The following is a 24,171-nucleotide window of genomic DNA, read 5'->3' as shown; positions in this document are numbered from 1 at the left end:
GAAGGAGACAGGGAACTCCCATGGCCGCCAAGTACCGTGACTCCAGCCGCGCCGCCTACGTCCTTCAGCCCGACGCCGCACCATGGACCGTCGGCTACCGCGCTCTGGACTTTCCCGAGCAGTGGCACGAAAGCATCCTGAACCTCTGCAACCAGGGGCTCAAGCCCGGATCCGAGCCCTACCGTGCCGCCCCCGTCGCCCGCTTCAACGGCGTGCTCCAGGCCCTCGCTCCCGATCTGGTCGTGCGGGGCAGGCTACGCGACCAGGAACAGCGCACGGAGGACGCCTGGCTCTACGCCCCGACCGACATGCCCCATCCGCTGCCCGGCGACACCCTTGACCGGCTCACCGGGGCCTGGCTCCAGGACCTGCGCCCCGAACCCGAGCACCACCGTGCCGTCCTGGACACGCTCGCCGCTCTGCGGGCCACCCCGCCGCAGTGGGAGGACGTCACCGTCGACCTTCTCGGTTGCCCCCTGACCAAGGGGGAGACGGCTTCGCCGCGCGAGAGGCAGTACCAACTGGCCACGGATGCCCTGGCCCGCCGCATCCTCGCGCTCGGCCCCTACGAACACAGTGCGGGCAGCCTGCACTTCCGCGCCGTGCCACGCGGCCCCCGCCAACAGGGGGCGGAGCTCCTCTCCCAGCCCCTCTCTCACGTGATTAAGGGACGCGAGTGGTGGTTCTCCATCGTGATCAATGTGACGCTGCACACCGTCCCCTTCGACCCCAGGCCGCGCCTTCACCTGCACACCGGAGTACGCCGCTGGGCGACCCGCCCCGACGCCAAGAAGGGGCGGCTGCGACTGCCGTTCGGGCGTGACACCTCCGTCTATCTCCAGCCGGCCATCCCCTGGCTTCCCGGAACGCCGCTCAGCGACCGGTACGCGGTGGCACGACTGGCCTGGAGCCGCGACGTCCAGGACTACACATGGCGAAACAACGGCCCCGCCCAGATCCTCGGCAGGCTCGCGCTCAGCCGCCCCTTCCCCGACCCGAAGACCCTGCTCGCGGACCCCGTGCAGTGGATCGGCGACGGTGCCGGAACCCGCGCTGCCGTCGTCCACAGCACACACATGGGAGCCCACGGCATCGGCGCCGGACTCATGTCCCACCAGCGATCCCAGATCACCGAATGGGCCGAGCAGGCACTGCCCGAAGGGATGGCCAGGGTCCCCTCGTTGATCCGCGCGAGCGCGGGAGGCAGCGCACCCGCCAACGCACGGCCCAAGCCCAAGGCCGCGGAGAAGGCGGCCGAGGTGGAGCGTTCGGCACGTGCCCGCCAGGCTGCACTCGCGGTGGCGGCCAGGATCAATGGCGGGCAGGGCGCTGCCGACGCGCTGAAGGAAACCGCACAGGCTGTGGGCGTCACTTCGGTCGAGGTCCGACTGCTGTGGCAGAGCGCGGCGTTCCGGGAAGCGGCGATCGACGCGCTCGCCGAGGTGCTCGGACTCGAAGGTGACGGCGGCCGCCCGGTGTCCACGACGGAAGAGGACCCGTACGAGCAGACGGGTCCGGGAACCCCGGTCATCCTGGAGTGGACGACCCCAGACCTCGCCCTGCGTCTCCGCTGTCTGCGCACGACCGGCGGCATCACCGAAACCCTGGGCATCGATCCCCAGAAGCGGCCGAAGGGCAAGGCCCTGGAGGCAGGCATCAGCCGCCGCCGTAAGGCGACAGCAGATTTCCTCGCGGCCGACGGCGCCGAGCCGTACCACCCCACTTTCGCCCTGGTGGAGATCGACCGACGCCAGGACTTCGCACACCGCTTGGACGACCCCAAGTACGCCATCCGGCTGGGCTGCGCCGACGCGGGCGTGCTCACCCAGTTCGCTCACCCGAAGAAGACCAAGGGGCGTGACACCGGAAAGGATCTTGCCCACCGTGTGCATTCGGGCTGGGAGGACGCCTTGCGCCAGTTCGGCGTGCGCGTCCTGCCGGAGCACACTCTCGGAGAGGCACTTCCCGAGGGCCTGCGCTATGTCGCCACGTACATGGTGAAGCGCCGCAAGGACGGACCCACCCGGCTGCCGCGGCACACTCCGGTGTCCGTCATGGTCACGCCGCTGGCACCGGGCAGCGGGCTGGCCGCGGTGACCGGCTGGGACGAGGGGAGCCGACGGTGGGTGCCCTACCCGAGGTTTCTGCTCGGCCTGGTGAAGACCGCAGAGATTCCGGAGGTCCAGGAGCCGGCCGAGTCCGAGACGCAGGCCGAACCGGAGGTGAGCGCCGGCATCCCCCGCCAGCGCTCGCCGTACAAGATCTGGCAGCAGGACATGGAGGAGCAGCGCCGGGCGACCGCTCGCTACCTCCAGAAGATGATTCGCTCCCTTCGCGGCCGGCCCACCATGCTTCTCACGCACTCCCAGAACAGCCGCAAGCACTGGCCCTGGCTGCAGGACGGCCTCACCGAACGCGACCTGATCAAGACTGGTCACGCGGAGCCGGCCGGACTCGACCCTGACCTGCGCTTGGTCCGCGTGCGCACAGCCACCGGGCGCGAAACACCTCAGTGGTGGGGCAATGCCGCCCCTGGCGAAGCCAATGGCCTGCCCCAGGGCCTGTGGGTCGAGGGGCACTCGGCTTCCGAGTCGTCCGGGCGCGTTTTCTACAGCACCACTCCCAAGGCGAGCACCTTCCGCGACTCCGCGGTAGAGGCCGACAAGATCGCCCCGCGCCCGCTCCGACAGGGCCCCAACAAAGGCAAGCCCACACTCGACACGCATATCCCGGCCTGGAACCCGGGACTCGTGGAGATTGCTGTGCTGGGGTGTCACCCTGCCGACGGCGACTCACCCGAGGCCTTGGCGCTCGCGGTCCACCAGCTGCGCCAGGCGCCCGACTACCTGGACGCACTCTCGCTGCCGCTGCCCGTGCACCTGGCAGCATTGGCCCAGCATTACGTTCTGCCCACCGTCACGGAGTCCGACGACGACGGAGAGGAGGCCTCTGAGGCCGGTGCCGAGCCGAAGCGTACGGAAGAAGAGCAGAACCTGGTGGCGGCGCTCGGGGTGGTTTCAGAGGTCGCGGACACCGAGTCGATGAGCGTGGATCCGGAACTCGCGGAAGAGCCCGGCCTGGCACAGGCACCGGAGGACGAGCAACTCACCTTGTTCCGCTGATAGCAGGCGGGGCGCAGGACGCTCTTCCGGGCCAGTGCGGGACGTTCGCGCCCGCACCGGGCGGCGAGGCGTAGCGCGGCGGCCATGAGGGGCGCCGAACGCAACTCTGCCGCCCGTTCGGCTTCGTCGGCGATGCGGACGGGCGACACCACCAGCGACCTGCCCGCCAGGAGTGCGCCCAGGACGCCGGCGAGATCGACGCCGCCGTCCTGGCCGGTGTGGACCGCGCGCCGGTTCACAGTGTCATGTGCGAGAGCTGCCGGTCCGTCTCGGCGGCGTCGAAGGCGGCTGGGTCGAAGCCGTGGGCGCGCCACTCGGCGAGGAGTTCGTCGGTCGGGTCGTCGTACTCGGTCCAGGCCTGGCGTCCGCGTCCGTGCCGGGTGCCGTGCGGGCGCTCGCCCGCCGCGTAGCGTGCCAGGGCGATGTCGAGGACCCAGGAGCCGCCGATGTCTTCGGCGTACGGCATGGCCCGCCGACCGCCGGTGCAGCGCGCGCGGCCGGTGTCGTCCGGGCCTGCCGGGCGGATCTGCTCGACCGTGACGGTGTGCCGCCAGTCGTCGCCGAAGTCGTACGTGTAGCGCAGGGTGTTGCGCTCGGCCGACAGGGCTTCGGCCAGCGTCCAGGCTTCCTCGTCCAGGTCCTGTGGCTCTCCGGGAAGGCCGAGTGTGAGCCCGTCCTCGAGGTATTCGGCGGGTGCCCAGCGGCGGCCTCGGCGGGCAGGTTCGCGGAAGTCGTGCAGGTGGCTGCCGCCCCAGCCGAACGCCGTCTGGATCACGTCGTGGAGTGAGCCGAGGGTGAGGTGCGACGGGACGATGACGCGGCGCCACAACGGGGGCTTCACCCCCTCCAAGGTGATCTTGAGGCGGTGGACCGTGCCGGTGGGAGCGGACGCGGTGGAGCGGGAAACGGAGCCGTGCTTGACCATGAGTGGCGCGTTCCTTCAGGGCGGTTGTGAGTGTGGGGCGGACGGTGCGGGGGAGGCGTTACACACGGCCGGCCGCCCCCGTAACGAAGGCTATTAGCCGGGCGGGAGGCGGGGCATGCGTATCCGCATCAGGCGTACGACCCCGCTGCTCCGTACGCCTCGCCACTGCCTGCCACACCGGCCGTGCGGGCTGCGAGGAAGGTGGCGGTGGCGTCGCTGGTGGCGGGGACTCCGTGGCCTTCGCGGCGGTAGGGGTGCCAGCGGCTGTCTGGTCCGAGGCGGATCTGGGCGTCCTCGGCGTCGGCGGTGAGACGGTTGCGCCAGGTGCGTAGGTCCACGGTGGTGTCGGGGTCGGCAAGCGCGGTGTGGGCGGCGGCCATGGCGGCGCGGTCCGGGGTGGACGGTGCGCGGGCGACGGCCACTCCGCGCGTCTGCCGTGGCGCGGGCCACGCACCAGGTGGGCGAACTGTGCCGGGGCAGACCCGGAGGCGACGACGAGCCGTTGGAACCACTGCTCGCTGATCCCGGCCGCCGACAGACGTATGGCGTCGTCGACCGGGGGCAGGTGAGGGAGGCGGTGTGCCCGTCGGCGAGCCGGCGTGCGCGCCGGGCAGTGTCGCGGGCCAGGGCGTCGAGGTCGTCCAGGGCGAAGGCGGATCCGGGCGGGAGCGCGGTGGTCAGGGGAGGGAGGGTGTCGGTGTAGTCGGGGGCGGGCGGGTGAAGTCTCACTGCCAGGCCGCGAACGCCTCGCGTGTGGGCACCCCACGCTCGGCCGGATCCTCGGTGACCGCACCCAGGAAGTGATCACCGACGAACCCCGCAGCTTCAAACTCCCCCGGCGGCAGGCTCGACTTCCCCCGCCTGCTCGACGGCTTCGTCGCCTTCTGGAAGGAGCACGGCGAGTTCCTGGCGAAGTCCTCGTCGTACCACGAGGTCGCACCGCAGCTGATCATGATGGCCTACCTGCACCGCATCGTGAACGGGGGAGGCTACATCGACCGCGAGCACGGCGTCGGCCGCGGCCGATCGACCTCCTGGTCCGCCAGCCCTACACCGCACCGGACGGCAGCCGTGCCTGGCAGCGCGAGGCGATGGAGCTCAAGGTCCGGCGCGAGGGGTGCCCCGATCCCGTACCGGAGGGGCTGGCCCAGCTCGACGCCTACCTCGACCGACTCGGTCTCGACACCGGTATCCTCGCGTCTTCGACCAGCGCCCCACGGCCGCGCCTATCACCGAACGCACCACGGTCGCCGAGGCCGTCACCCCGTCGGGTCGAACTGTCACCGTCCTGCACGACTGAGTCCCGACGCGGTCAGGATCTTGTCTCTCGTGCGGGCCAACCCCTATGCGTTGCTCGGGCAACTACGGCACGCGGAGCGCTCGTGGGGCGCCGTTGAGCTCTCCTGGCGGATGCAGTGTCACGCCGGGGCGACCGAGGCGGACTTCCCGCATGGGCGACGAGCCGGAACCCGGTACGCAACAGCGCCGTACGTCCGCTCATAGCGCCCGACGGGTGCACTGAGCGCCTAGTGGCGACATGCTGCGTGTGATGTTCGCGAAGAGCAACTCATCGTTCGTTGACCGCGCGTGAGAGCGCGTCACATCCTTCAAGGTCTCGCGAGGGAACATCGCACTTTGCTGGGGGTCAAGGGGTCGCAGGTTCAAATCCTGTCGTCCCGACAGTTCGAACGATCGAACGTCGCAGATGAGGGGCCGTTTTCGAACGGCCCCTTTCTCGTGTCCTGGAACGACCGGGAGAGGGGTTGCGACGAGTTTCCGAACGGCACGGGGGACACCATCGGGCCCGCCGGCGTGGGCGGTGGGCCCGATGATCCCGAACACGCCACCCCCCCCCCTGGCACCTGTGTTTTCGAGGTGCATGGGGTGGAGCGTAGGGCGCCGACCTTTGGGTGGCTGAGATCGACGAGGCCGTCCGGTGTGTGGTGGGGCGGGGCGCGGCGGAGTCGTTACACGGCCTTGTCCCTGAGCCAGTCCGGTGTGTGGATGCCTTCGCCGCCGTACATCGGGAGCTTCACCGACGTTCCGTAGCGGGCGAGCTGGCTCCAGGGGCGGTTGATGCCGGCGCTGCCGTAGCGGCGTACGCGGGTGACGGTGTCGAGGTCGAGGACGTCGACGAGGGTCTCCTCGCCGGGGCCGGCCTGCTGGCGCACGATGCCTTCCGGGTCGACCATGGCGCTCTGGCCGACCCCGGCCGGGTCACCGGCGTTGACGTTGACGACGTAGACCTGGTTGGTCCAGGCGTTGGCGCGGGCGCAGACCAGTTCCATCTCCCGGTCGCGGGTGGGGGTGAGGGTGGGCTGGATGACGATCTCCGCGCCCAGCCAGGCGAGTTGGCGCACCGTCTCGGGGAACGAGCCGTCGTAGCAGATGGCCAGGCCCACGCGACCGGCGCCGGGGATGTCGAAGACCGTGAACTCGTGGCCGGGGGTGGTCTTCTCGTACGGCTGCCACGGGAAGACCTTGCGGTAGCGGGCGGCGATCTCGCCCTCCGGGGAGATGGCCAGAGCGGTGTTGTAGATGTGCCCGTCCTCGGCGCGCTCGTACACGCTTCCCGGGATCAGCCACAGGCCGGTCTCCACGGCCAGGGCGCAGATCCGGTCGGTGAGCGGGCCCGGGACCGTGACCGCGGCCTGCTCCATCCAGTCGTCAGGGGCCGGCTGGAGCAGTGCGCCCTCGGCGGCGAGCAACAGCTCGGGGACGACGACGAGTTGTACGTGGGGGAACAGGTCGCGGGTGGACCGGACCTGGTCGGCGAAGCGCTGCCAGGTCGCTTCGAGGTCGTGGGGCACGGGGGTGGTTTGGACGGCGGCGATGGCGAGCGTGCGCATGGGTGTGTCAGTCCTCGGTGATGGTGAGTTCGGCGACCGTGGTGCGGCCGTCGCGGAAGAAGCGGTGGAAGCGGGTGCGGACGACGGCCAGGGCCAGGACGCCGGTGACGATGGTGCCGGCGCCGAGGAGGAAGACTCCGCCGATGCCGTGGAAGGACGTACTGCCGTAGGCCGGGTCGTACATGTCGTGGGCGCTGCGGGCAAAGGCTGCCAGCATCATCAGCCCGCCGAGCAGGGGCAGGACCCCGCGCAGCAGCAGGTCGCGGGGCGAGTCGCGCAGGCGACCCCGGAAGTACCAGACGCAGGCGAGCGCGGTGGTGCCGTAGTAGCAGGCGATCAGCAGTCCGATGCACAGGATGGCGTCGCCGAGGAAGTCGGTGGAGACGAGCGTGAGTACGACGAGGAGGCAGGCGGCCGTCGCGCCGATGAACACGGTGCCGAAGCCGGGGGTGCGGTGCCTGGGGTGGACTCGGGCGAAGGCCGCGGGCAGGGCGCCGTGGGCGGCCATGGACAGGGTGCCGCGCGAGGAGCCGACGAGGCTGGTGAGCAGGGCGGAGACCGCGGACACGCAGACGGCCAGCTGCATCACCTTGGCCAGTGCCGTGCCGAGGACCGGCGGGGCCAGGGTGGACAGGACGTCGGCGGCGTTGTCGGGGTTGCCGAGCCCGGTCCCGCCGGTGCCGGTCCCGGCGAAGCTGATCGCCGCGAAGGCGGTGAACAGGTAGGTCCCGAGGAGTACGAGGGTGGAGATGACGGCGGCCTGGCCCGCGACGCGTTCCCCGTCGCGGGTCTCCTCGTTCGCGGTGATCAGCGCGTCCCAGCCCCAGTAGATGAACAGGCACAGCATGACCGCCTCGGCGAGCGGGCCGAAGCCGTCGACGGCGAAGGGGTTGAGCCAGGACAGGGACGGGGTGACGGCGCCGTGGCGGGCGAAGGCGGCGGCGCCGAAGCCGAGCAGGGCGGCCAACTGCAGCCCGAGCAGCACGTATTGGACGGACGCTGCGAGGTGCAGACCCCGGTAGGCGATCGAGGTGACCGCCGCCAGGAGAACCACCGCCGTGATCGCCACGGCGGTACCGCTGTCGGCGAGTGCGTGCAGGCCGAGCAGTTGGAGGAGGTAGGTGGCGCCGACCTGGGAGAGGGCCGTCATCGCGATGAACGTGGCGATCTGCACCACCCAACCGCCGGCGAGCCAGCCGGTCAGAGGCCCGAACGCGCGCGTGGTCCACACGAAGGTGGTGCCGCAGTCCGGCATCTCGCGGTTCAGCTCACGGAAGGCGAACGCGGTGAGCAGGATCGGCACGAAGCCCAGCAGCAGTGCGGCCGGCGCGAGATGGCCGACGGTCAGGGTCACGAAGCCGAGGGTCACGGCGATGCTGTACGCCGGGGCGACACAGGACAGTCCGAGGGTGACCGAGGCGAGCAGGCCCACCGCGCCGCCGCGCAATCCCTTGTCCCGGGCGGGCGCGGATTCCGTTCTGGCCTCGGCGTCGGTCGGGTTGGGCATGGTGCCTCCGTAAGCCGCAGGTTTGTTAAACGCAGATTTAAGACGTGGGTCGTTGTCCCGTCAATAGGTGCCGGGCTATCGTTAAATCTGCGTACAACAGAACGGCGAGGGGAACGGTGTGGCCGCGAGGAAGGGCAGCAGCAAGGAGGCCCGCCGGGCCGAGCTGGGCAGAGCGGTGGAGCGCGCCCTCGTGGCGCGCGGGCTCGAGGGCCTGCGGCTGCGCGACATCGCGGACGAAGCGGGGGTCACCCCGGCCGCGGTGCTCTACTACGGCGACCTGGACGCCCTGGTCCACGCGGCCTACCAACAGGCCATCGAGCGCTACAGCCAGGAACGAGAACGCGCGGCGAACCGCTTCACCGACGCACGCGACCAACTCGCGGCCTGCATCGACATGGGCGTCGCCAGCGGTTCCGACGACACGCTGACCCGGCTGCTCTTCGAGTACTGGCCACGGTGCCTGCGCGACGCCAGGGCAGCGGCCCTCGACAGCGCACTGACGGAACGCCAGATCGCCGTGTACTCGGGGATCCTGGTCCTCGGGCAGGCCCAGGGGCACTTCACCCTTCAGGACCCACCGCGCCTGCTCGCCGCGAGTTTCGTCGCCATGGAGGACGGCTACCAGATGGAGATCCTCGCGGGCCGCCGCTCCCGCACCGAAGTGATCACCGCTCTGTGCGCCTACGCCCGAGCGGTTACGGGCCACGATGTGGCCGATCGTGTCTGAAGTGCTACGTGTGTGATGGGTGCTAGGTGCGTGATGCGGCGGCATCCTCCGAGCCGGGCGACGCCGTGAGCATCCGCCAGACCCCGCGGACGTGGTCCGCCATGTCGATGTCGGGGTCGCTCAGCCACTGGAGTTGGATGCCGTCGGTCGCGGCGACGAGGGCTGAGGCGGTGAAGCGCGGGTCGAGGCCGGGGTTCGCCCGGCCGGCCCGCTGCTCGGCCGCGAGGTGCTCGGCGATCGTGGCGCGCAGTAGTGCGAAGCGTTCCCTGAAGTACGTGTGGGCCGGGTGCGCCGGGTCGGTCGAGGCTGCGGCGAGGGTGACGTAGAGCCGGACGCGGGCGGCGTTCGCGGCGTTCACCGTCAGGGCCTTGGCCAGGAATTCGCCCGGATCGTGCACGGCCTCCGGGTCGCGGAAACGCACCTCGGCCGCGCGGTCGTTGGCGCGCAGGACCTCGGTCAGCAGGTGGTCCTTGGACTCGAAGTAGTGCATCAGCCCGGTCAGGCTGATGCGACTCTCCTTGGCGACCATCCGCAGGGTGGTGTTCCGCTCGCCCTCGCGGCCGAAGATCTCAAGGGTGACCTTGAGGATCTCCTCCCGTTTGGCGACCCCCTTGGGGTAGGAATTTCTGGCTGTCACGCGGCCACCCTATGCGGCGGTCACTTCCCTTGCGCAAAGCCTTGCCCGCAAAAACAGTACGCCGTACTGTTTCTCGTCAGTCGCAGGTGTGGCCCCGTGCGGCCCACCGAAAGAAGGTCCCGATGGCGAGACCCCCTGGCGAGCTCCGTGCTCCCTCCCCGCTCCCTGCCGAGCCGGCCGGCTCGGCCGCCCCGGCGCTCGACGGGCGGGCGCTGCGACGCCTGATGGCATGCATCGGCCCCGCCCACCTCGGCATCGCCCTCGTGTGGGGAGCCGTCCCCGGCACCCTGCTTGCCCTCCAGGTCCAGCGCACGGTGGGCGAGGGCGCGAAGGTCGGCACGCTCGCGGTCGTCACCACGGTGGGCGCGCTCGTCGCGATGGTCGCCCAGCCCGTCGCGGGAGCCGTCTCGGACCGGACCCGCAGCCGTTTCGGGAGGCGCGGGCCCTGGGTCGTGGCGGGCGTGGCGACCGGTGGACTGGCCCTGATCGGCATGGCGTTCACCCACTCCGTACCGGCGATGCTGGCCCTGTGGTGCCTGGTGCAGTTCGGCTACAACTTCGGGGCGGGCCCGCTCTCGGCCGTCATGCCCGACCGGGTGCCGCCCGAGAAGCGCGGCCTGTTCTCCACGGTCACCGGCCTCGGCTCCATGTGCGGCTCGCTCTTCGGCCAGATTTTCGCCGCCACCTTCGAGGACCGGATCACCACGGCGTACGTGGCGCTCGCCCTGCTCGCCATGGCCCTGGCGGTCGTCCTCGTGACCCTCAACCCGGAGCGCCCGAGCCGGAACGCTCCCCAAGAGCCCTTCCAGGTACGTGAGTTCCTGAGCGGCCTGTTGCCGAACCCGCGCAAGCACCCCGACTTCTTCTGGGTGTTCGTCAGCAGGCTGAGCACCAACTTGGCGTACTTCCTGGTCCTCGGCTACAAGCTCTACATCCTGCAGGACTACATCGGCCTGCACGACGAGGCGATCGACCGCGTACCCGTCCTCGCGCTGACCGCCGTCGCGGGGCTGCTCCCGGCCGCCGCCGTCACCGGACCCCTCTCGGACCGGCTCGGCCGGCGCAAGGTGTTCGTGGTGGCTTCGGCGTCCCTCATCGGCTGCGCCATGCTCATCCCGTTCGCCGTCCCCACCATGACCGGCATGACCGCGATGGCCTTCCTGGTGGGTATCGGCTTCGGCTGTTTCCAGGGCGTGGACACCGCCCTCATCTCCCAAGTACTCCCGTCCGAACGGTCCTTCGCCCGCGACCTGGGCGTCGTGAACGTCGCGGCCACCCTGCCGCAGGTCCTCGCGCCCGCCATCGCCGGAGCCGTCGTCCTCTGGCTCGGCGGCTACCGCACGCTCTTCCCCCTCGCCCTGGCCTTCGCGCTGCTCGGTGCGGTGGCCGTCCTGCGGGTGAAGAGCGTCCGATGACCATGGCGGACCACCACCGCCTCCGCACCGCGCACCACCCCGCACCCCGCTCCAAGGAGAAGACATGAACACCCCGAACCAGCCGACGGAGACGCCCGGCGAGACGGTGGCCCGGCTGAGCCTCGCCGAGAAGGCCGACCTGACCACAGGCGCGGGCTGGTGGCACACCACCGCACTCCCGGACGCCGGGATCCCGGAGGTCCGTCTCTCGGACGGCCCGCACGGGCTGCGGTTGCAGAACGACACGCACGCCGACCACTTGGGCATCAACGGCAGCGCCCCGGCCACCTGCTTCCCGCCCGCCGTCACCCTGGCCTCCACCTGGGACTCCGACCTCGCGGGGCGGGTCGGCGGCGCGCTGGCCCGCGAGTGCCTGGCACACGGCGTGCACGTGCTGCTCGGCCCCGGCGTCAACATCAAGCGCAGCCCGCTGTGCGGACGCAACTTCGAGTACCTCTCCGAAGACCCTTTGCTCAGTGGGGTGTTGGGAACGGCCTGGGTCAAGGGGCTGCAGGTGCGGGGCGTCGGGGCCTCGGTCAAGCACTTCGCCGCGAACAACCAGGAGACCGGCCGCATGTCGGTCAGCGCGGACATCGACGTACGCACACTGCGCGAGATCTACCTCCCGGCCTTCCACCGCGTCGTGACCGAGGCCGAGCCCTGGACCGTCATGTGCGCCTACAACCGGGTCAACGGCGTGTACGCGTCGCAGAATCCGTGGCTTCTGACCGACGTCCTGCGCGGCGAATGGGGCTACGACGGCGTGGTCGTCTCCGACTGGGGTGCCGTCGTCGACCGGGCGCCGGCGCTTGCCGCCGGGCTCGACCTGGAGATGCCGTCCTCGTCCGGTGTCGGCCCCGCGCGGGCCGTCGCGGCCGTGGAATCAGGTGAATTCGCCGGGGAAGCGCTGGACCGCAGCGCCGCGCGAGTCGTGGCACTCGCCCGCAAAGCAGCCGCGCACGCGCGCCCCGACGCCTCCTACGACCCGGCCGCCCACCACGACCTGGCCCGTGAGGTCGCCACCCGCGGGGCGGTGCTGCTCAAGAACGACGGCGCACTCCTCCCGCTGGACCCCGCCGCGCCCCAACACATCGCGGTCATCGGCGAGTTCGCGCGTACGCCCCGCTATCAGGGCGAGGGCAGCTCGCGCGTGACCCCGACCCGGCTCGACGACGCCCTCACCTCGGTCGTCGAGGCCGCGCCCGCGGCGCACATCACCTTCGCTCCCGGCTTCCCCGTCGACGCCCCGGACGCCGACGCGGCCGCGCTGCGTGAAGAGGCCGTCCGCGCGGCCGAGTCGGCGGACGTGGCCGTCCTCTTCCTCGGCCTCCCGCCGAGCTACGAGTCCGAGGGCTACGACCGTGAGCACATCGAACTCCCTGTGGAACAGACCCAGTTGCTCGGCGCCGTGCGGGCGGTGAACCCGAACACCGTCGTGGTCCTCGCCAACGGCGGCGTCGTGCGCCTGGCCGGGTGGATCGACGACGTACCGGCCGTCCTGGAGGGTTGGCTGCTCGGACAGGCGGGCGGATCGGCCACCGCAGACCTCCTGTTCGGCCGGGCGAACCCGTCGGGGCGCCTCGCGGAGACCATCCCGCTGCGGCTCGCCGACACCCCGGCGTACCTGGCCTGGCCCGGCGAGAACGGCCATGTCACGTACAACGAGGGGCAGTTCGTCGGCTACCGCCACTACGACGCCCGCGACATGGCGGTCTCCTTCCCCTTCGGACACGGCCTGTCGTACACGACGTTCGGCTACGCGGATCTGCGGGTGGTCCCGGACGCGGGCGGGCTCGACGTCACCGTGTCGGCCACCAACACGGGGGAGCGGGCCGGACACGAGGTCGTCCAGGTGTACGTGGCCGCGCCGGGGGAGCGGGCCCGGCGCCCCGTACGGGAGTTGAAGGGTTTCGCCACGGTGTGGCTCACGCCCGGCGAGACCCGGGACGTCACCGTCCGGATCGCCCGCGCCGACCTCGCCTACTTCGACACCGCGGCCGGCACCTGGCTCGTCGAGGGCGCCGACCACCGTATCGACGTCGGGGCCTCCAGCCGCGACATCCGGCTGACCGCGACGGTCCCGGTCGACGGCGACGCCTACGCCGACCGGCCCGACGCCGACTCGACCGTCGCGGTATGGCTCGCCCACCCCGTGGGCGGCCCGGCCATCCAGGCACTGCTGAACCGCGTCCAGAAGTCCATGGGCGACGCCTACCCCAAGGAGGGGAGCCCCCGCCACCGCATGGTCGCCAACATGCGCCTCAGCCAGCTCGCCGGGCTCCCGATCGTCCCCCTCGGCTTCGACGACGTACACGAACTGGTCGAGACGGTGCGGTCGGCCGTCGGCCCGCACAACCCATTGACGTCCCCGTGACACGGATATATGAATTCTCACCTAGGTGAAACTGCACATAGCGATACGGCGAACGCAGCGAACGCAGCGAACGCAGCGTCCGTACAAGGGAGTCCACCCCCGTGAAGTTCGAGTACGTCCTGCTCGGCCTGCTGGCCCGGCGCCCCTACAGCGGGTACGACCTGCGCAAGTGGCTTGAGATCGAAGGGCAGTTCCTGTGGGCGCGGGCCCACCACAGCCAGATCTACCGCAAGCTCGGGCAGATGGAGGCCGACGGCTGGGTGCGGCACGAGGTCGACGCGCGCGAGGGCCGCCCGGACGCCAAGGTGTACCGGCTCACGGCGCGCGGGCGCGAGGTCCTCATGGAATGGGTGCGCTCGCCCTACGCGCCGCCCAGCCGCTTCCAGGAGATCGACTTCCTCGCGCGGTTCAGCGTCTCGGCGCCGCTCGACAAGGACGCCGCGATCCGGATCGTCGGGACCGAACTCGACTACCGCCGCGCGCAGATCGCCAAGAACCGCGACCGCGACCGCACCCTGCACTACGAGGACCCGGCACCCGGCCTCGACCAGGACCTCGACCGGCAGGTCCACGACGCGCTCCACACGCTCGGCGCGTCCGCCATGGACCGCTGGGCCGACTGGCTGGAGCGGACCCTGCGCAGCCTGACAGAAGGGAAGCCCGTCCGATGAGGGCCATCATGGTGATGTTCGACAGCCTCAACCGGCACATGCTGCCGCCGTACGGAGGCGACTGGACCCACGCCCCGAACTTCGCGCGGCTCGCGGAGAGGGCCGTCACCTTCGACAACGCGTACGCGGGCTCGATGCCCTGCATGCCGGCCCGCCGCGAACTCCACACGGGGCGGCACAACTTCCTGCACCGCAGCTGGGGACCGCTCGAACCCTTCGACGACTCGATGCCTGAACTTCTCAAGCAGACCGGCGTCTACACCCACCTCGTCAGCGACCATCCGCACTACTGGGAGGACGGCGGCGCCACCTACCACGGCCGGTACAACACCTGGGAGTTCTTCCGCGGCCAGGAGGGCGACCCGTGGAAGGGACAGGTCGCCGACCCCGAGATACCCGAGGACCTGAAGCGGATGCGCTTCGGCGCCTACCGCCAGGACTGGGTCAACCGCCCCCACATGGCGACCGAGGACCGGCACCCCCAGACCCTCACCTTCGACGCGGGCCTCGACTTCGTCCGCACGAACAAGGACGCCGACCGGTGGTTCGTGCAGATCGAGACCTTCGACCCGCACGAGCCGTTCTTCAGCCACCAGCAGTACAAGGACCTCTACCCGCACGACTACGAAGGACCGCACTTCGACTGGCCCGACTACAAGCGCGTCGTCGAGACCGACGGCCAGGTGGAGCACGCCCGCTTCGAGTACGGGGCGCTCCTGTCGATGTGCGACCACTCGCTCGGCAGGGTCCTGGACACCATGGACGAGCTGGAGTTGTGGGACGACACCCTGCTCATCGTCAACACCGACCACGGGCTGCTGCTCGGCGAGAAGGGCTGGTGGGGCAAGAGCGTCCAGCCCTGGTTCAACGAGCTGGTGCATCTGCCGCTGTTCGCCTGGGATCCGCGCAACCGCGTTGCGGGCGAACGGCGTTCGGCGCTCGTGCAGACCGTGGACGTGGCGCCGACCCTTCTTGAGTTCTTCGGCGTCGACCGCCCCGGCGACATGCAGGGCGCGCCGCTCCCGGTCGCCGAGGACATCCCGGTGCGGGAAGCGGGCCTGTTCGGCATCCACGGCGGACACGTCAACGTTACCGACGGTCGCTACGTCTACATGCGGGCGCCCGCCTCACCCGACAACGCGCCCCTGTACGAACACACCCTGATGCCGACCCATATGCGGGGCCGCTTCTCGCCCGCCGAGCTCGTAGACCTGGAACTGGCCGAGCCGTTCGACTTCACCAAGAACGTCCGCACCCTGCGCGTCCCGGGCCGCACCCTCGTCAACCCGTACCACCACGGCACGCTCCTCTTCGACCTGGAGACCGACCCCGAGCAGCACACCCCGCTGGTCGACGACGACGTCGAACTCCGCATGGCCACCCACCTGGTGGAGCTGATGCGCGCGGGCGACGCCCCGCCCAGCCAGTACGAACGCCTCGGTCTGCCGGCCCACGGCCCGGTCACGGAGAAGCACCTCCTGGTACGGGCCCAGCGCGAGCAGGCCGAGAGGGCCGCCCAACCGCTGCCCCGCGCCGAGGACTTCCCCGAGGGCCGCCTGTCGCTGCGTACGCCCCTCGCGGCGCTGATCTCCGACCCGGTCGCCATCGAAGTGCTGCGCAGGCACCTGCCCGGCGTCGCCGACTCGGAGCTCCTCCAGATGATCGGGGCGACCCCGCTCATCGACGTCGCCGCGATGGCGGGCGCGCTGTTCCCGCCGTCGAACCTCCGCCTGGTGGCCGAGGAACTCGCTCAACTCTGAGCACCTTGCGGCTATTTGAGCCGGTGACGGGGTTGCCGCCCCGTCACCGGCGATTGCCCTCTCCCTCCCGCAGATCTCCCGCCAAGAAGAACGCAGAGAAAAGAGATGGCGCGATGCCTGAGCTTAGCCAGAGCCCCGTCAGGCCCAAAGCCGAGGTCCGGGTCGAGGGGCGCTGGCGGCAGCTGTCCCTGCTCGGCGGCACGATGCTGGTCGACAGTACCGAGGCGAGCCTGGTCAGCAGCCTCTTCCCGCTGATTCGGCAGTCCCTCGGGGTCTCGCTTGGCGCCCTCGGGATACTGACCGCCTCGGCCAAGGTCGTGGGCGCCTTCACCGGACCCTTCTGGGTGTGGGCGGCGCAGCGCTGGTCGCGCAAGAGCGTCCTCGTGATGGCCACCGGACTCTGGGGTGTCTGGGGCGTGGCCGCGGGATTCTCGCAGAACTTCACCCAACTCCTCGTCCTCTACACCGTGTTGGCGGCGGGATATGCGGCCGCCAACCCCATCATCACCGAGCTGATCGGTGACCTCTTCGGCGGATCGTCCAGGGGCCGCGCGGTCGGCGTGGTCTACGGCGCGGTCTCCTTGGTCACCGCCGTGATCGGCCCGCTCAAGGGCCAGCTGGCCGGTGTCGACGACGGCTGGCGCTGGGGCCTGTGGGGCATCGGCGTCTTCAACATCCTGCTGGGGCTTGCCCTTTGGGCGGGGTTCCGCGATCCGGGGCGCGGCGCGGCGGAGGAGCAGCTCGCCGACCTCGACCGCGCCACCCGCGACGCCCAGGCGAAACTCACCTGGACCAAGGCGCTCTCGCTCCTCAGGATCCGCAGCCTGGTGGTCCTGCTCGTCTCGCGCCTGCTGTCCGGACACCTCCTGGTGGGCACCTTCGGCGTGGTCTTCCTCGTGGACGTCTACGGTTTCAGCACCCAGAAGGCGTCGATCGTGCTGCTGCCCTTCGGTGTCGGCTACTTCCTCGGCACGCTGCTGGGCGGCTTCGCGGCAGACCGGGCCACCCGGCGCAGCCCGCGCCACGGCCTGGTCGCGGTCCTCCAGGCGGCCCAGTTCGCCTTCGCGCTCTTCGCCTACTTCGGCACCCAGTTCGGCTACGACAGCATCGCCGTGTTCTGCGTCTTCTTCGCCCTGATGGGCGCGACCCAGGGCATCAACCCGAGCGTCAACCGCCCCATGGTCATGGCCATCACCCCACCGGAACTGCGCGGCGCCGCGTTCGCCCTCTACGTATCCATCGTCGAGGCGATCGCCTGGGCCGCGTACAGCCTGGGTGCCGGCTTCCTCGGCGACGCCGTCGGGCTGCGCGCGGTCTTCCTGTGGGCCCTTGTCGTCCTGATGCTGATCAACGGCGTCTTCCTGACGCTCCTTCACCGCTCGTACGCCGACGACGTGGCCCGCGTTCAGAAGGAACTGCACGCGCGCCGCGAACGGGCCCTCGACCCCACCGCCTGACGCTTTCACACCCAAATGCACACCCGATTCACACCCGAAAGAGAGAAGCAGCTCATGACGCATGCAGGACGCCTGCCCGAGGGATTCCTGTGGGGCGCCTCCACCGCCGCCCACCAGATCGAGGGCGGCAACACCAACAGCGACTGGTGGGAGTTCGAGCACAGCGGAATCCCGTACGTCAAAGAGCCCAGCGGTGACGCCTGTGACAGCTACCACCGCTGGCGCGAGGACATGGACCTGTTGGCCGAACTCGGCTTCACCGACTACCGGTTCAGCATCGAATGGGTCCGCATCGAACCGGCCCCGGGCGAGTTCTCCCGCGCCGCCATCGCCCACTACCGGCGCATGGTCGAGGGCGCCCGCGAGCGGGGCCTGCGGCCCATGGTGACCCTGCACCACTTCACCGCACCCCGCTGGTTCGCCCAGCGCGGCGGCTGGGCCGCCGCCGGATCGGACGAACTCTTCGCCCGCTACCTCACGGCAGCAGCGCCCATCTTCGCCACGGACGTGGCACACGTGTGCACCATCAACGAGCCCAACATTCTCGCCGTCATGGCCGCCGCGCAGACGGCCCTCGCCTCAGGGCAGGCCGTCGACTTCGCCGAGAACCCGCCGGCCCCGGACGAGGCCACCACCGATGCCCTGATACGTGCACACGCCCGCGCCGTCGACACGGTCAAGTCCCTTGCGCCACAGGCGAGTACGGGCTGGTCCGTCGCCAACCTGGTGTGCCAGCCCCTGCCCGGGGCCGAGGATGTCGCCGCGGCCTTCCGGCGCCCCCGCGTGGACGTCTTCCTCGAAGCGGCCCGCGGCGACGACTGGCTCGGAGTGCAGGCATACACGCGCACGCTCATCGGCCCGAACGGCCGGCTGCCCGTACCCGAGGGCGCGGAACGCACCCTCATGGGATGGGAGTACTACCCGCAGGCGCTGGGGCATGCCGTGCGGCACAGCGCCTCCGTCAGCGGCGGCACCCCGCTGATCGTCACCGAGAACGGCATCGCGACCGCCGACGACGCCCGCCGGATCACGTACACCACCGGCGCTCTGGACTCCCTGGCCGCCGCGATGCGGGACGGCATCGACGTCCGCGGCTACTTCCACTGGAGCGCCCTGGACAACTACGAATGGGGCCGCTACGCGCCGACCTTCGGCCTGATCGCCGTCGACCGCGAGACCTTCGTCCGTACGCCCAAACCCTCGGCCGCCTGGCTCGGCGCCATCGGCGGCACCCGTGTGGTGCCCGGCGAGGAGTGAGGGCATTGAGGAGGCGGGGCGGCCCAGGCAAGGCACCCTAAAGGGGCCACTTCAGTCGCTGAGCCCGCCGCGGCCAGCAGCGGCGTACGGACGAGGGCCGAGACGAACTGGTCGAGGACCTGGGGCAGGGCTTCGCCCGCGGCCGGCGCGACGGTCAGGGTGCCGTCCTCGTGGGCGGTGAGGTCCTTGTCGAGGGTGAACCAGCCCTGGACGATGTGGCCGGCGCCCATGGAACTGAGCACCGGGCGCAGGGCGTAGTCGATGGCCAGTACGTGTCGGCGCCCAGGAGCGCTTCGGCGGGGATGGTGCGGACGTCGAGTGGGATCACCTCGTGGCCCTGGGCGGCGAGGTGCGTATCGAGGTGGCGCAGCAGTTTTCCGGTGGGGGAGGAGGCGGAGGGGCTGCCGGAGAGGGGCAGGACGGTGGCCAGGGGCGCCCTTTCGGATGGCGGGGCGCCTCCCGTGGTATGGGAGGCGCCCGGGGGAGCGGTCAGGAGTACCAGGTCGGTTCGGGCAGCTCACCGCCCAGGACCCAGCGTCCGACTTCGCGGCGCTTGTAGGCGACCGGGTCGTGCAGGGTGTGGGTGCGCACGTTGCGCCAGAACCGGTCGAGACCTTCGGAGCTGGCGGTGGAGCGGGCCCCGGTGACCTCGAAGATGCGGCTGGACACTTCCAGGGCGACGTCGGTGGCGCGTGCCTTGACCGCGGCCACCCGCACCTCGAATTCGCCACGGGACTGCTCGGTGACCGCGTCGGGTTCCTCGTGCAGTCGCTGCCCTTCGGCGGCGACTGCGTCGGCCAGTGCCTCGACCGCCCACAGCTTCGCGGTGAGGTCGCCGTAGATGTCGATGACATACGGCTCGTCGACCGCGTGCTCATGGCCGCCGTGCAGCCAGGGGCGGGTCTTCTCGCGTGTGTAGGTGGCGGCTGTCTGCAGCGCACCGCCCGCGATGCCGAGGTAGAAGCTGACGAACACCAGCTGAATGGTGGGAACGTTGAGGGTGTTGTAGATGCGCGGCTGGAACTTCTTGTCGACGTATCCGGCTGCCGAGGCCCACGGGGTGCGGATGCCATCGAGGGTGACGCCGCCGCTCTCGGTGAGTCGCTGGCCGATGTTGTCCCAGTCGTCGTGGAAGGTCAGGCCGTCGCTGTCGGAGGGCACGATCGCGAAGACGTGCTGGTCGGTGCCTTCGAAGACGCCCTCAAGCACGGTGACGTCCGACACCTTGCTGCCGGTGGAGAAGGACTTTCGACCGGTGAAGACCAGGTCGTCGCCGTCCTCGGTGACGACGACGTCCGCGTCGCGCGGATTGACGGCTCCGCCGAAGAACCAGCGGTTCCTGGCCGCCTCGGCCTCCACGTGCTCCCACTGCTCGCGGGTGCCCACCAGGCGGGCGGCCCAGTTCCACAGGTAGTGGTAGCCGAGGAGCTGGCCGATGGAACCGTCGGCCTTGGACACCTCGCGGACCACCCGGTAGGCAGTCGGCCACTCCTGGCCCGCGCCGCCGTGCTCGGTGGGGCCGAGCAGGGTGACCAGGCCCGAGTCCTTGAGGAGCTGGACCTCGGCGTACGGAGTGGCGCCGGCGTGGTCGCGGGCGGCGGCGTCGGTGGCCAGGACAGTGGCGACCTCGGCGGCGCGGGTGATCCAGTCCTCGGCCGACTGCGGGGCGGGGCGGGTCTGCCAGTCGACGGGCGTGACGGTGCTCATGGTGTGTGACCTCTTTCGCGGTGCGGAGCGGTGTGGTGCGGTGTGGCGTGGAAGGTGGGCAGTACGGAGGGTGTGCGGGACGATCGGGCGGAACGGGCGCGACGTGAACTAGTCCTCGGAGGAGGGGAGTTGGGACTCCAGTTCGCGCACCAGGGGCAGGACCCGGCGGCCGAAGTACTCGACTTCCTCGTGGTAGTGCAGGAAGCCGAGCAGGAGCAGATCGACGCCGAGTTTCTTGTAGGCGACGATCCGCTCGGCGATCTGCTCCGGTGTACCGATGAGCCCGGTGCGGAAGCCGTCGTTGTACTGCACCAGGTCCTCGAAGGAGGAGTCCTGCCACATGCCCTTGCCGTCGGCGGCGGACCGGCCGGCCTGCTTGACGGCGGCACCGAAGCCTTCGACGGCCTCGGTGTCGGCCTTGGCGACGATCTCGCGCAGCGTCTCGCGTGCCTCGGCCTCCGTGTCACGGGCGATGAGGAAGCCGTTGAGGCCGAACTTCGGTGCGCTGCGGCCCGCTTCGGCGGCGGACTTGCGTACGTCGTCGATCTGCTCGGTGACCCCGGCGAAGTCCTTGCCGTTGGAGAAGTACCAGTCGGAAACGTGGCCTGCCATGGCGCGCGCAGCCGTGGAGTTGCCGCCCTGGAAGATCTCCGGATGAGGCCGCCCGGGAGTGTTCAGAGGCTTGGGCTTGAGGGTGAAGTCGCGCAACCGGTAGAAGTCGCCCGCGAGTTCGGTGTGGTCCTCGGTCCAGATCTGGCGGAGCGCGCGAATGAACTCCTCGGTGCGGCGGTAACGCTCGTCGTGCTCGAGCCAGGGCTCGCCCAGGGCGGTGAACTCGCCCTTGAACCAGCCGCTGACGACGTTGACCGCGAACCGGCCCTTGGAGAGGTGGTCCGCCGTGGCACCGAGCTTGGCGAGGACGCCGGGATGCCACAGTCCGGGATGCACCGCGGCGATGACCTTCAAACGCTCGGTGGCCAGCAGCAGAGCGAGGCTGAAGCTGGTGGACTCGTGCTGGTACTCGGCTCCGTAGCTGGCCATGTAACGGACCTGGCTGAGGGCGTAGTCGAAGCCGTTGTTCTCGGCGAGGACGGCGAGTTCCCGGTTGTATTCGTAGCCCCAGTCGGTGCGCTGTTCGATTTTGCTGGTGACCAGGCCGCCGCTGACATTGGGGACCCAATAGGCGAATTTCAGGGGCGCGGGCATGCGGAACTCCTGTCGCGGAATGCGGAATGCTGGGAATTTCAGGCACGCCGATTTCGACAGGCTTGTGCGGGAGTCGAGTTCAGGCAGTGCGAGGACAGCACGGCACGCCGGTCGGTATGACGGGTGCTGGTGCTGGTGCTGGTGCTGGTGCTGGTGCTGGTGCTGGTGCTGGTGCTGGGGGAGAGCGGCGGATCAGCGATTCAGGCCGCGAGTTGGCGATCCAGGCCGCAAGCGCGACAGGAAGCACTGGAGACGCGCGCGAGGTCGACATGGAGTCGCCGCGTGAGGTCCAGTTGCTTGTTCATGGATTCGATGCTGGCAGGGCGTCCTGAAAACCGTCAAGGGAAACCAGACCGGTTTCGCATCGTGGACCATTGAATTTCACGAGCCTGTGATAGGGGAACCCTTGCACTGTCCGGATCGGCATCCGCATTCTGCTGGCATGCGGACCGAACAACTGGAATACATTGCCGCGGTGACCCGGCTCGGCTCTCTGCGCCGGGCAGCGGAGGAACTGCGCGTGTCGCAGCCCGCGTTGAGCGAGACCGTCAGGAACCTGGAACGGGAATTGGGAGTCGACCTCCTGGAGCGCAAGCGCTCCGGATCGACGATGAGCACACAGGGCCGGGAACTGCTGCCGCACATCGCAGGCGTGCTGGAGGCGCTGGACCGGCTCCGGGCCGCAGCCGGCGAGCAACACCGGATCAGCCGCATGGTGCGGGTCGGTACGGTGAACGCGGCGACCATTCCCCTTCTCGTGCCGGTGGTGCGGGAGTTCCGCGCGACGCATCCGGTCACACAGGTCGAGGTGGTCGGGACGCAGCAGCCGGAGATTCAACGGGGCCTGTCCGAGGGCGGCTTCGACCTGGGCCTCGTCAACCATCTGGCCGGCGACGACGTGCCCGCGGGCCTGGAGTCGTCCCAACTCCTGCGCGGCAGACCGGTGGTGTGCGTGCACCCCGACAGCCCGCTCGCCGCCCGGCCCGCGATCACGGTGGAGGAGCTGCTCCGTGAACCTCTGGTGGCGATGCGCTCCGGCTATGTCATGCACCGGTTCGTGCACCGGCTCCTGGCAGGCCGGGACCCGGTGTTCTCGTACTCCACCGACGGCGCCGAGATGGGCAAGCTGATGGTGGCCGAGGGGCTCGGTGCGACGGTCCTGCCGGACTTCAGTGTGATCGGCGATCCGCTGGAACGGCTCGGCAGGATCACCTACCGGCCGATCGCGGACGACTCGACGTGCGTCCTTCTCATGCTGCAGCGCCGGAGGGGCGACGCGGTGGCGCAGGCGGCACGTGACTTGCATCAAGGGTTCGTGCGCAGGGCCAGGAAACTGAACGCGATCTCGGGCGTTGTTTCCCCGACGGCATGACGGACGGGCGAGGGGGCGCCCCGTCGATGCCCGTGAGAGTAGTCCCACCGCTTCGCAATCGGCCTGTGGTGCCAGGCCGTCAACGTCCCCGGGGTGACCGGGAGGGCACGCTTTCAGTCGTAGCGCGGTATCAGCGACGACAGCGCGGCCAACCAGACCCGGTCCGCCGGCTCCTAACGGGCCGGGCCCTCAAGTTGCCGACGCAGCACGGCATTCTCATGCCTCAGTACCAGCAGTTGGGCGTCCTTGGCCGCGCTGCGGTGCAGCAGGCACCCGGCATGGATAGCAACGCCTGGGTGACCTGGTACAGCATCGAGACGATCACCACCGCAGCATCTCAACCACCAGCCTTGGCGTGGCCCGCGACTCCACCGGCAGCGATGACTTACGAGCCCCACAGGCTGCGGCCGGCCGGGCCCCTCAGTTCGGGTCGGCGTTCCCGGTCACTACGGCGACGGCGTGGCGACGGTGCGCGGCGAAGAGTTCGAGCGCCGTTTCGGTGTCGCGGGAGCGGAGCGCGGTCACGAGCCCGTGGTGTTCGCGCGGGATGCAGCCGAGGTACCCGTCGGTGCTGAGGTTGATCCGGGTCAGCAGGAACAGGTGGACCTGGCACCGGATGCCGTCCCAGGCGTCGGCGAGGCGCTGGTGGCCGGCGGCGGCGAAGACGGCGTCGTGGAAGGCGATGTCCAGTCGGACCATCTCGTGGGCGTCCGTGACGTGCTTCATGACCTCGGCCGCCTTGGCGAGGGACGCGAGGTCCTCGTCCGAGGCGCGCGTGATCACTTGGCGGACAGCCAGGTCCTCCAGCGCGCCACGTAGGCTGTCGAGCTCGGCGGCATCCTCAGCGGACACCGTCGTCACTGTCGTCCCGCGATGCCACGCGCAGTGGACCAGCCCCTCGCGTTCCAGTACGCGCAGTGCCTCACGTACGGGACCGCGGCTGACGTCCATCGTGGTGGACAGCTCCACCTCGCGGAGCTGTGCGCCGGGGGCGTAGACCCCATTGAAGATGGCCTCGCGGATCCGGTCCGCGACCTCGTCCGACAGGCCGCGGCGGCGGGCCGGGGACACCTTGCCCTGATCACCCATGTCCGATGCACACCTCCTCAAGCTACGTCCGAATGTTAACATCTTGCTGTTGTCTCAATGTTAACATTGAGACAAGTCAACCCTCTGGACCCATTC

At 70.0% G+C, this 24,171-nt stretch carries 19 protein-coding genes and 1 pseudogene; 10 read left to right on the top strand and 10 right to left on the bottom strand.

Going from position 1 to position 24,171, the window contains the following annotated elements:
- The first annotated feature begins 20 nt into the window (after positions 1-20).
- Entirely contained in the window at positions 21-3,122 is a 3,102-nt protein-coding gene (locus OHA73_RS05055) for a pPIWI_RE module domain-containing protein (protein WP_327654333.1), read from the top strand.
- A 235-nt stretch (positions 3,123-3,357) separates the two neighbouring features.
- On the opposite strand, the gene OHA73_RS05050 is transcribed toward OHA73_RS05055, so the two are convergent.
- The 5 genes from OHA73_RS05050 to OHA73_RS05030 form a co-directional block, all read right to left on the bottom strand.
- On the bottom strand, positions 3,358-4,047 hold the full coding sequence (locus OHA73_RS05050; RefSeq protein ID WP_327654332.1) for a plasmid pRiA4b ORF-3 family protein: 690 nt from the start codon (positions 4,045-4,047) through the stop codon (positions 3,358-3,360).
- A gap of 128 nt (positions 4,048-4,175) precedes the next feature.
- Positions 4,176-4,469, bottom strand: a complete 294-nt coding sequence (locus tag OHA73_RS05045; protein ID WP_327654331.1) for a hypothetical protein — start codon at positions 4,467-4,469, stop codon at positions 4,176-4,178.
- A gap of 303 nt (positions 4,470-4,772) precedes the next feature.
- A complete protein-coding gene (locus OHA73_RS05040) occupies positions 4,773-5,000 on the bottom strand; it encodes a hypothetical protein (RefSeq protein ID WP_327654330.1) in 228 nt (75 codons plus the stop codon).
- 1,014 nt (positions 5,001-6,014) lie between these two features.
- Entirely contained in the window at positions 6,015-6,896 is an 882-nt protein-coding gene (locus OHA73_RS05035) for a carbon-nitrogen hydrolase family protein (RefSeq protein ID WP_327654329.1), read from the bottom strand.
- Positions 6,897-6,903: 7 nt separating this feature from the next.
- Positions 6,904-8,403 carry an APC family permease gene (locus OHA73_RS05030; protein ID WP_327654328.1) on the bottom strand — a complete coding sequence of 500 codons (1,500 nt, stop codon included), beginning with the start codon at positions 8,401-8,403 and terminating at the stop codon, positions 6,904-6,906.
- Between the two features lie 118 nt (positions 8,404-8,521).
- Here OHA73_RS05030 and OHA73_RS05025 point away from each other — a divergent pair, with 118 nt between their 5' ends.
- Positions 8,522-9,130: a TetR/AcrR family transcriptional regulator gene (locus OHA73_RS05025; RefSeq protein WP_267071959.1), complete on the top strand. Its 609-nt coding sequence runs from the start codon at positions 8,522-8,524 to the stop codon at positions 9,128-9,130.
- A gap of 22 nt (positions 9,131-9,152) precedes the next feature.
- Here OHA73_RS05025 and OHA73_RS05020 read toward each other — a convergent pair whose 3' ends face one another.
- A complete protein-coding gene (locus OHA73_RS05020; protein ID WP_267071960.1) occupies positions 9,153-9,767 on the bottom strand; it encodes a TetR/AcrR family transcriptional regulator in 615 nt (204 codons plus the stop codon).
- A gap of 122 nt (positions 9,768-9,889) precedes the next feature.
- Here OHA73_RS05020 and OHA73_RS05015 point away from each other — a divergent pair, with 122 nt between their 5' ends.
- From OHA73_RS05015 to OHA73_RS04990, 6 genes are all read left to right on the top strand, one after another.
- Positions 9,890-11,182 (top strand): MFS transporter, encoded by a 1,293-nt coding sequence (locus OHA73_RS05015; protein ID WP_327654327.1) that lies wholly within the window; start codon positions 9,890-9,892, stop codon positions 11,180-11,182.
- A gap of 64 nt (positions 11,183-11,246) precedes the next feature.
- The gene (locus tag OHA73_RS05010) at positions 11,247-13,556 is read left to right on the top strand and encodes a glycoside hydrolase family 3 C-terminal domain-containing protein (protein ID WP_327654326.1); all 2,310 of its coding nucleotides are present in this window, start codon (positions 11,247-11,249) and stop codon (positions 13,554-13,556) included.
- 101 nt (positions 13,557-13,657) lie between these two features.
- Positions 13,658-14,227, top strand: coding sequence for a PadR family transcriptional regulator (locus tag OHA73_RS05005; protein ID WP_327654325.1), 570 nt, complete (start codon positions 13,658-13,660; stop codon positions 14,225-14,227).
- Entirely contained in the window at positions 14,224-15,987 is a 1,764-nt protein-coding gene (locus OHA73_RS05000; RefSeq protein WP_327654324.1) for a sulfatase, read from the top strand. Before OHA73_RS05005 ends, OHA73_RS05000 begins: the two co-directional genes overlap by 4 nt.
- Positions 15,988-16,100: 113 nt before the next feature.
- Positions 16,101-17,444: an MFS transporter gene (locus OHA73_RS04995; RefSeq protein WP_327654323.1), complete on the top strand. Its 1,344-nt coding sequence runs from the start codon at positions 16,101-16,103 to the stop codon at positions 17,442-17,444.
- 54 nt (positions 17,445-17,498) lie between these two features.
- Positions 17,499-18,701, top strand: a complete 1,203-nt coding sequence (locus OHA73_RS04990) for a glycoside hydrolase family 1 protein (protein ID WP_327654322.1) — start codon at positions 17,499-17,501, stop codon at positions 18,699-18,701.
- 65 nt (positions 18,702-18,766) lie between these two features.
- On the opposite strand, the pseudogene OHA73_RS04985 reads toward OHA73_RS04990, so the two are convergent.
- The 3 genes and pseudogenes from OHA73_RS04985 to sfnG all read right to left on the bottom strand — a co-directional run.
- Positions 18,767-19,131: pseudogene (locus OHA73_RS04985) on the bottom strand (NADPH-dependent FMN reductase); the annotation flags it as partial.
- Positions 19,132-19,190: 59 nt separating this feature from the next.
- Positions 19,191-20,408 carry an acyl-CoA dehydrogenase family protein gene (locus OHA73_RS04980; protein WP_327654321.1) on the bottom strand — a complete coding sequence of 406 codons (1,218 nt, stop codon included), beginning with the start codon at positions 20,406-20,408 and terminating at the stop codon, positions 19,191-19,193.
- Between the two features lie 108 nt (positions 20,409-20,516).
- Complete coding sequence (gene sfnG, locus OHA73_RS04975; RefSeq protein WP_327654320.1) at positions 20,517-21,614, bottom strand: dimethylsulfone monooxygenase SfnG; 1,098 nt, start codon at positions 21,612-21,614, stop codon at positions 20,517-20,519.
- Between the two features lie 123 nt (positions 21,615-21,737).
- Here sfnG and OHA73_RS04970 point away from each other — a divergent pair, with 123 nt between their 5' ends.
- Complete coding sequence (locus OHA73_RS04970) at positions 21,738-21,992, top strand: hypothetical protein (protein ID WP_327654319.1); 255 nt, start codon at positions 21,738-21,740, stop codon at positions 21,990-21,992.
- 64 nt (positions 21,993-22,056) lie between these two features.
- Positions 22,057-22,986 (top strand): LysR family transcriptional regulator, encoded by a 930-nt coding sequence (locus OHA73_RS04965; protein WP_266716992.1) that lies wholly within the window; start codon positions 22,057-22,059, stop codon positions 22,984-22,986.
- A gap of 420 nt (positions 22,987-23,406) precedes the next feature.
- Here the strand turns inward: OHA73_RS04965 and OHA73_RS04960 are convergent, their stop codons facing one another.
- The gene (locus tag OHA73_RS04960) at positions 23,407-24,075 is read right to left on the bottom strand and encodes a GntR family transcriptional regulator (protein ID WP_267071971.1); all 669 of its coding nucleotides are present in this window, start codon (positions 24,073-24,075) and stop codon (positions 23,407-23,409) included.
- Positions 24,076-24,171 lie beyond the last annotated feature (96 nt).

This window comes from Streptomyces sp. NBC_00483 (assembly GCF_036013745.1).
In the GTDB taxonomy this organism is placed as follows: Bacteria; Actinomycetota; Actinomycetes; order Streptomycetales; family Streptomycetaceae; genus Streptomyces.
Note: the sequence above shows the minus strand (reverse complement) of the source record. Positions and strands in the feature narration are given on the sequence as shown.

Excerpts from the sequence above, each read along its gene's own strand:
- OHA73_RS05050 (WP_327654332.1), bottom strand. The coding sequence starts at position 4,047 with ATGGTCAAGCACGGCTCCGTTTCCCGCTCCACCGCGTCCGCTCCCACC.
- OHA73_RS05035 (WP_327654329.1), bottom strand. The coding sequence starts at position 6,896 with ATGCGCACGCTCGCCATCGCCGCCGTCCAAACCACCCCCGTGCCCCAC.
- OHA73_RS05030 (WP_327654328.1), bottom strand. The coding sequence starts at position 8,403 with ATGCCCAACCCGACCGACGCCGAGGCCAGAACGGAATCCGCGCCCGCC.
- OHA73_RS05040 (WP_327654330.1), bottom strand. The coding sequence starts at position 5,000 with ATGATCAGCTGCGGTGCGACCTCGTGGTACGACGAGGACTTCGCCAGG.
- sfnG (WP_327654320.1), bottom strand. The coding sequence starts at position 21,614 with ATGCCCGCGCCCCTGAAATTCGCCTATTGGGTCCCCAATGTCAGCGGC.
- OHA73_RS04960 (WP_267071971.1), bottom strand. The coding sequence starts at position 24,075 with ATGGGTGATCAGGGCAAGGTGTCCCCGGCCCGCCGCCGCGGCCTGTCG.
- OHA73_RS04965 (WP_266716992.1), top strand. The coding sequence starts at position 22,057 with ATGCGGACCGAACAACTGGAATACATTGCCGCGGTGACCCGGCTCGGC.
- OHA73_RS05000 (WP_327654324.1), top strand. The coding sequence starts at position 14,224 with ATGAGGGCCATCATGGTGATGTTCGACAGCCTCAACCGGCACATGCTG.
- OHA73_RS05055 (WP_327654333.1), top strand. The coding sequence starts at position 21 with ATGGCCGCCAAGTACCGTGACTCCAGCCGCGCCGCCTACGTCCTTCAG.
- OHA73_RS04995 (WP_327654323.1), top strand. The coding sequence starts at position 16,101 with ATGCCTGAGCTTAGCCAGAGCCCCGTCAGGCCCAAAGCCGAGGTCCGG.
- OHA73_RS04980 (WP_327654321.1), bottom strand. The coding sequence starts at position 20,408 with ATGAGCACCGTCACGCCCGTCGACTGGCAGACCCGCCCCGCCCCGCAG.
- OHA73_RS05015 (WP_327654327.1), top strand. The coding sequence starts at position 9,890 with ATGGCGAGACCCCCTGGCGAGCTCCGTGCTCCCTCCCCGCTCCCTGCC.
- OHA73_RS04990 (WP_327654322.1), top strand. The coding sequence starts at position 17,499 with ATGACGCATGCAGGACGCCTGCCCGAGGGATTCCTGTGGGGCGCCTCC.
- OHA73_RS05010 (WP_327654326.1), top strand. The coding sequence starts at position 11,247 with ATGAACACCCCGAACCAGCCGACGGAGACGCCCGGCGAGACGGTGGCC.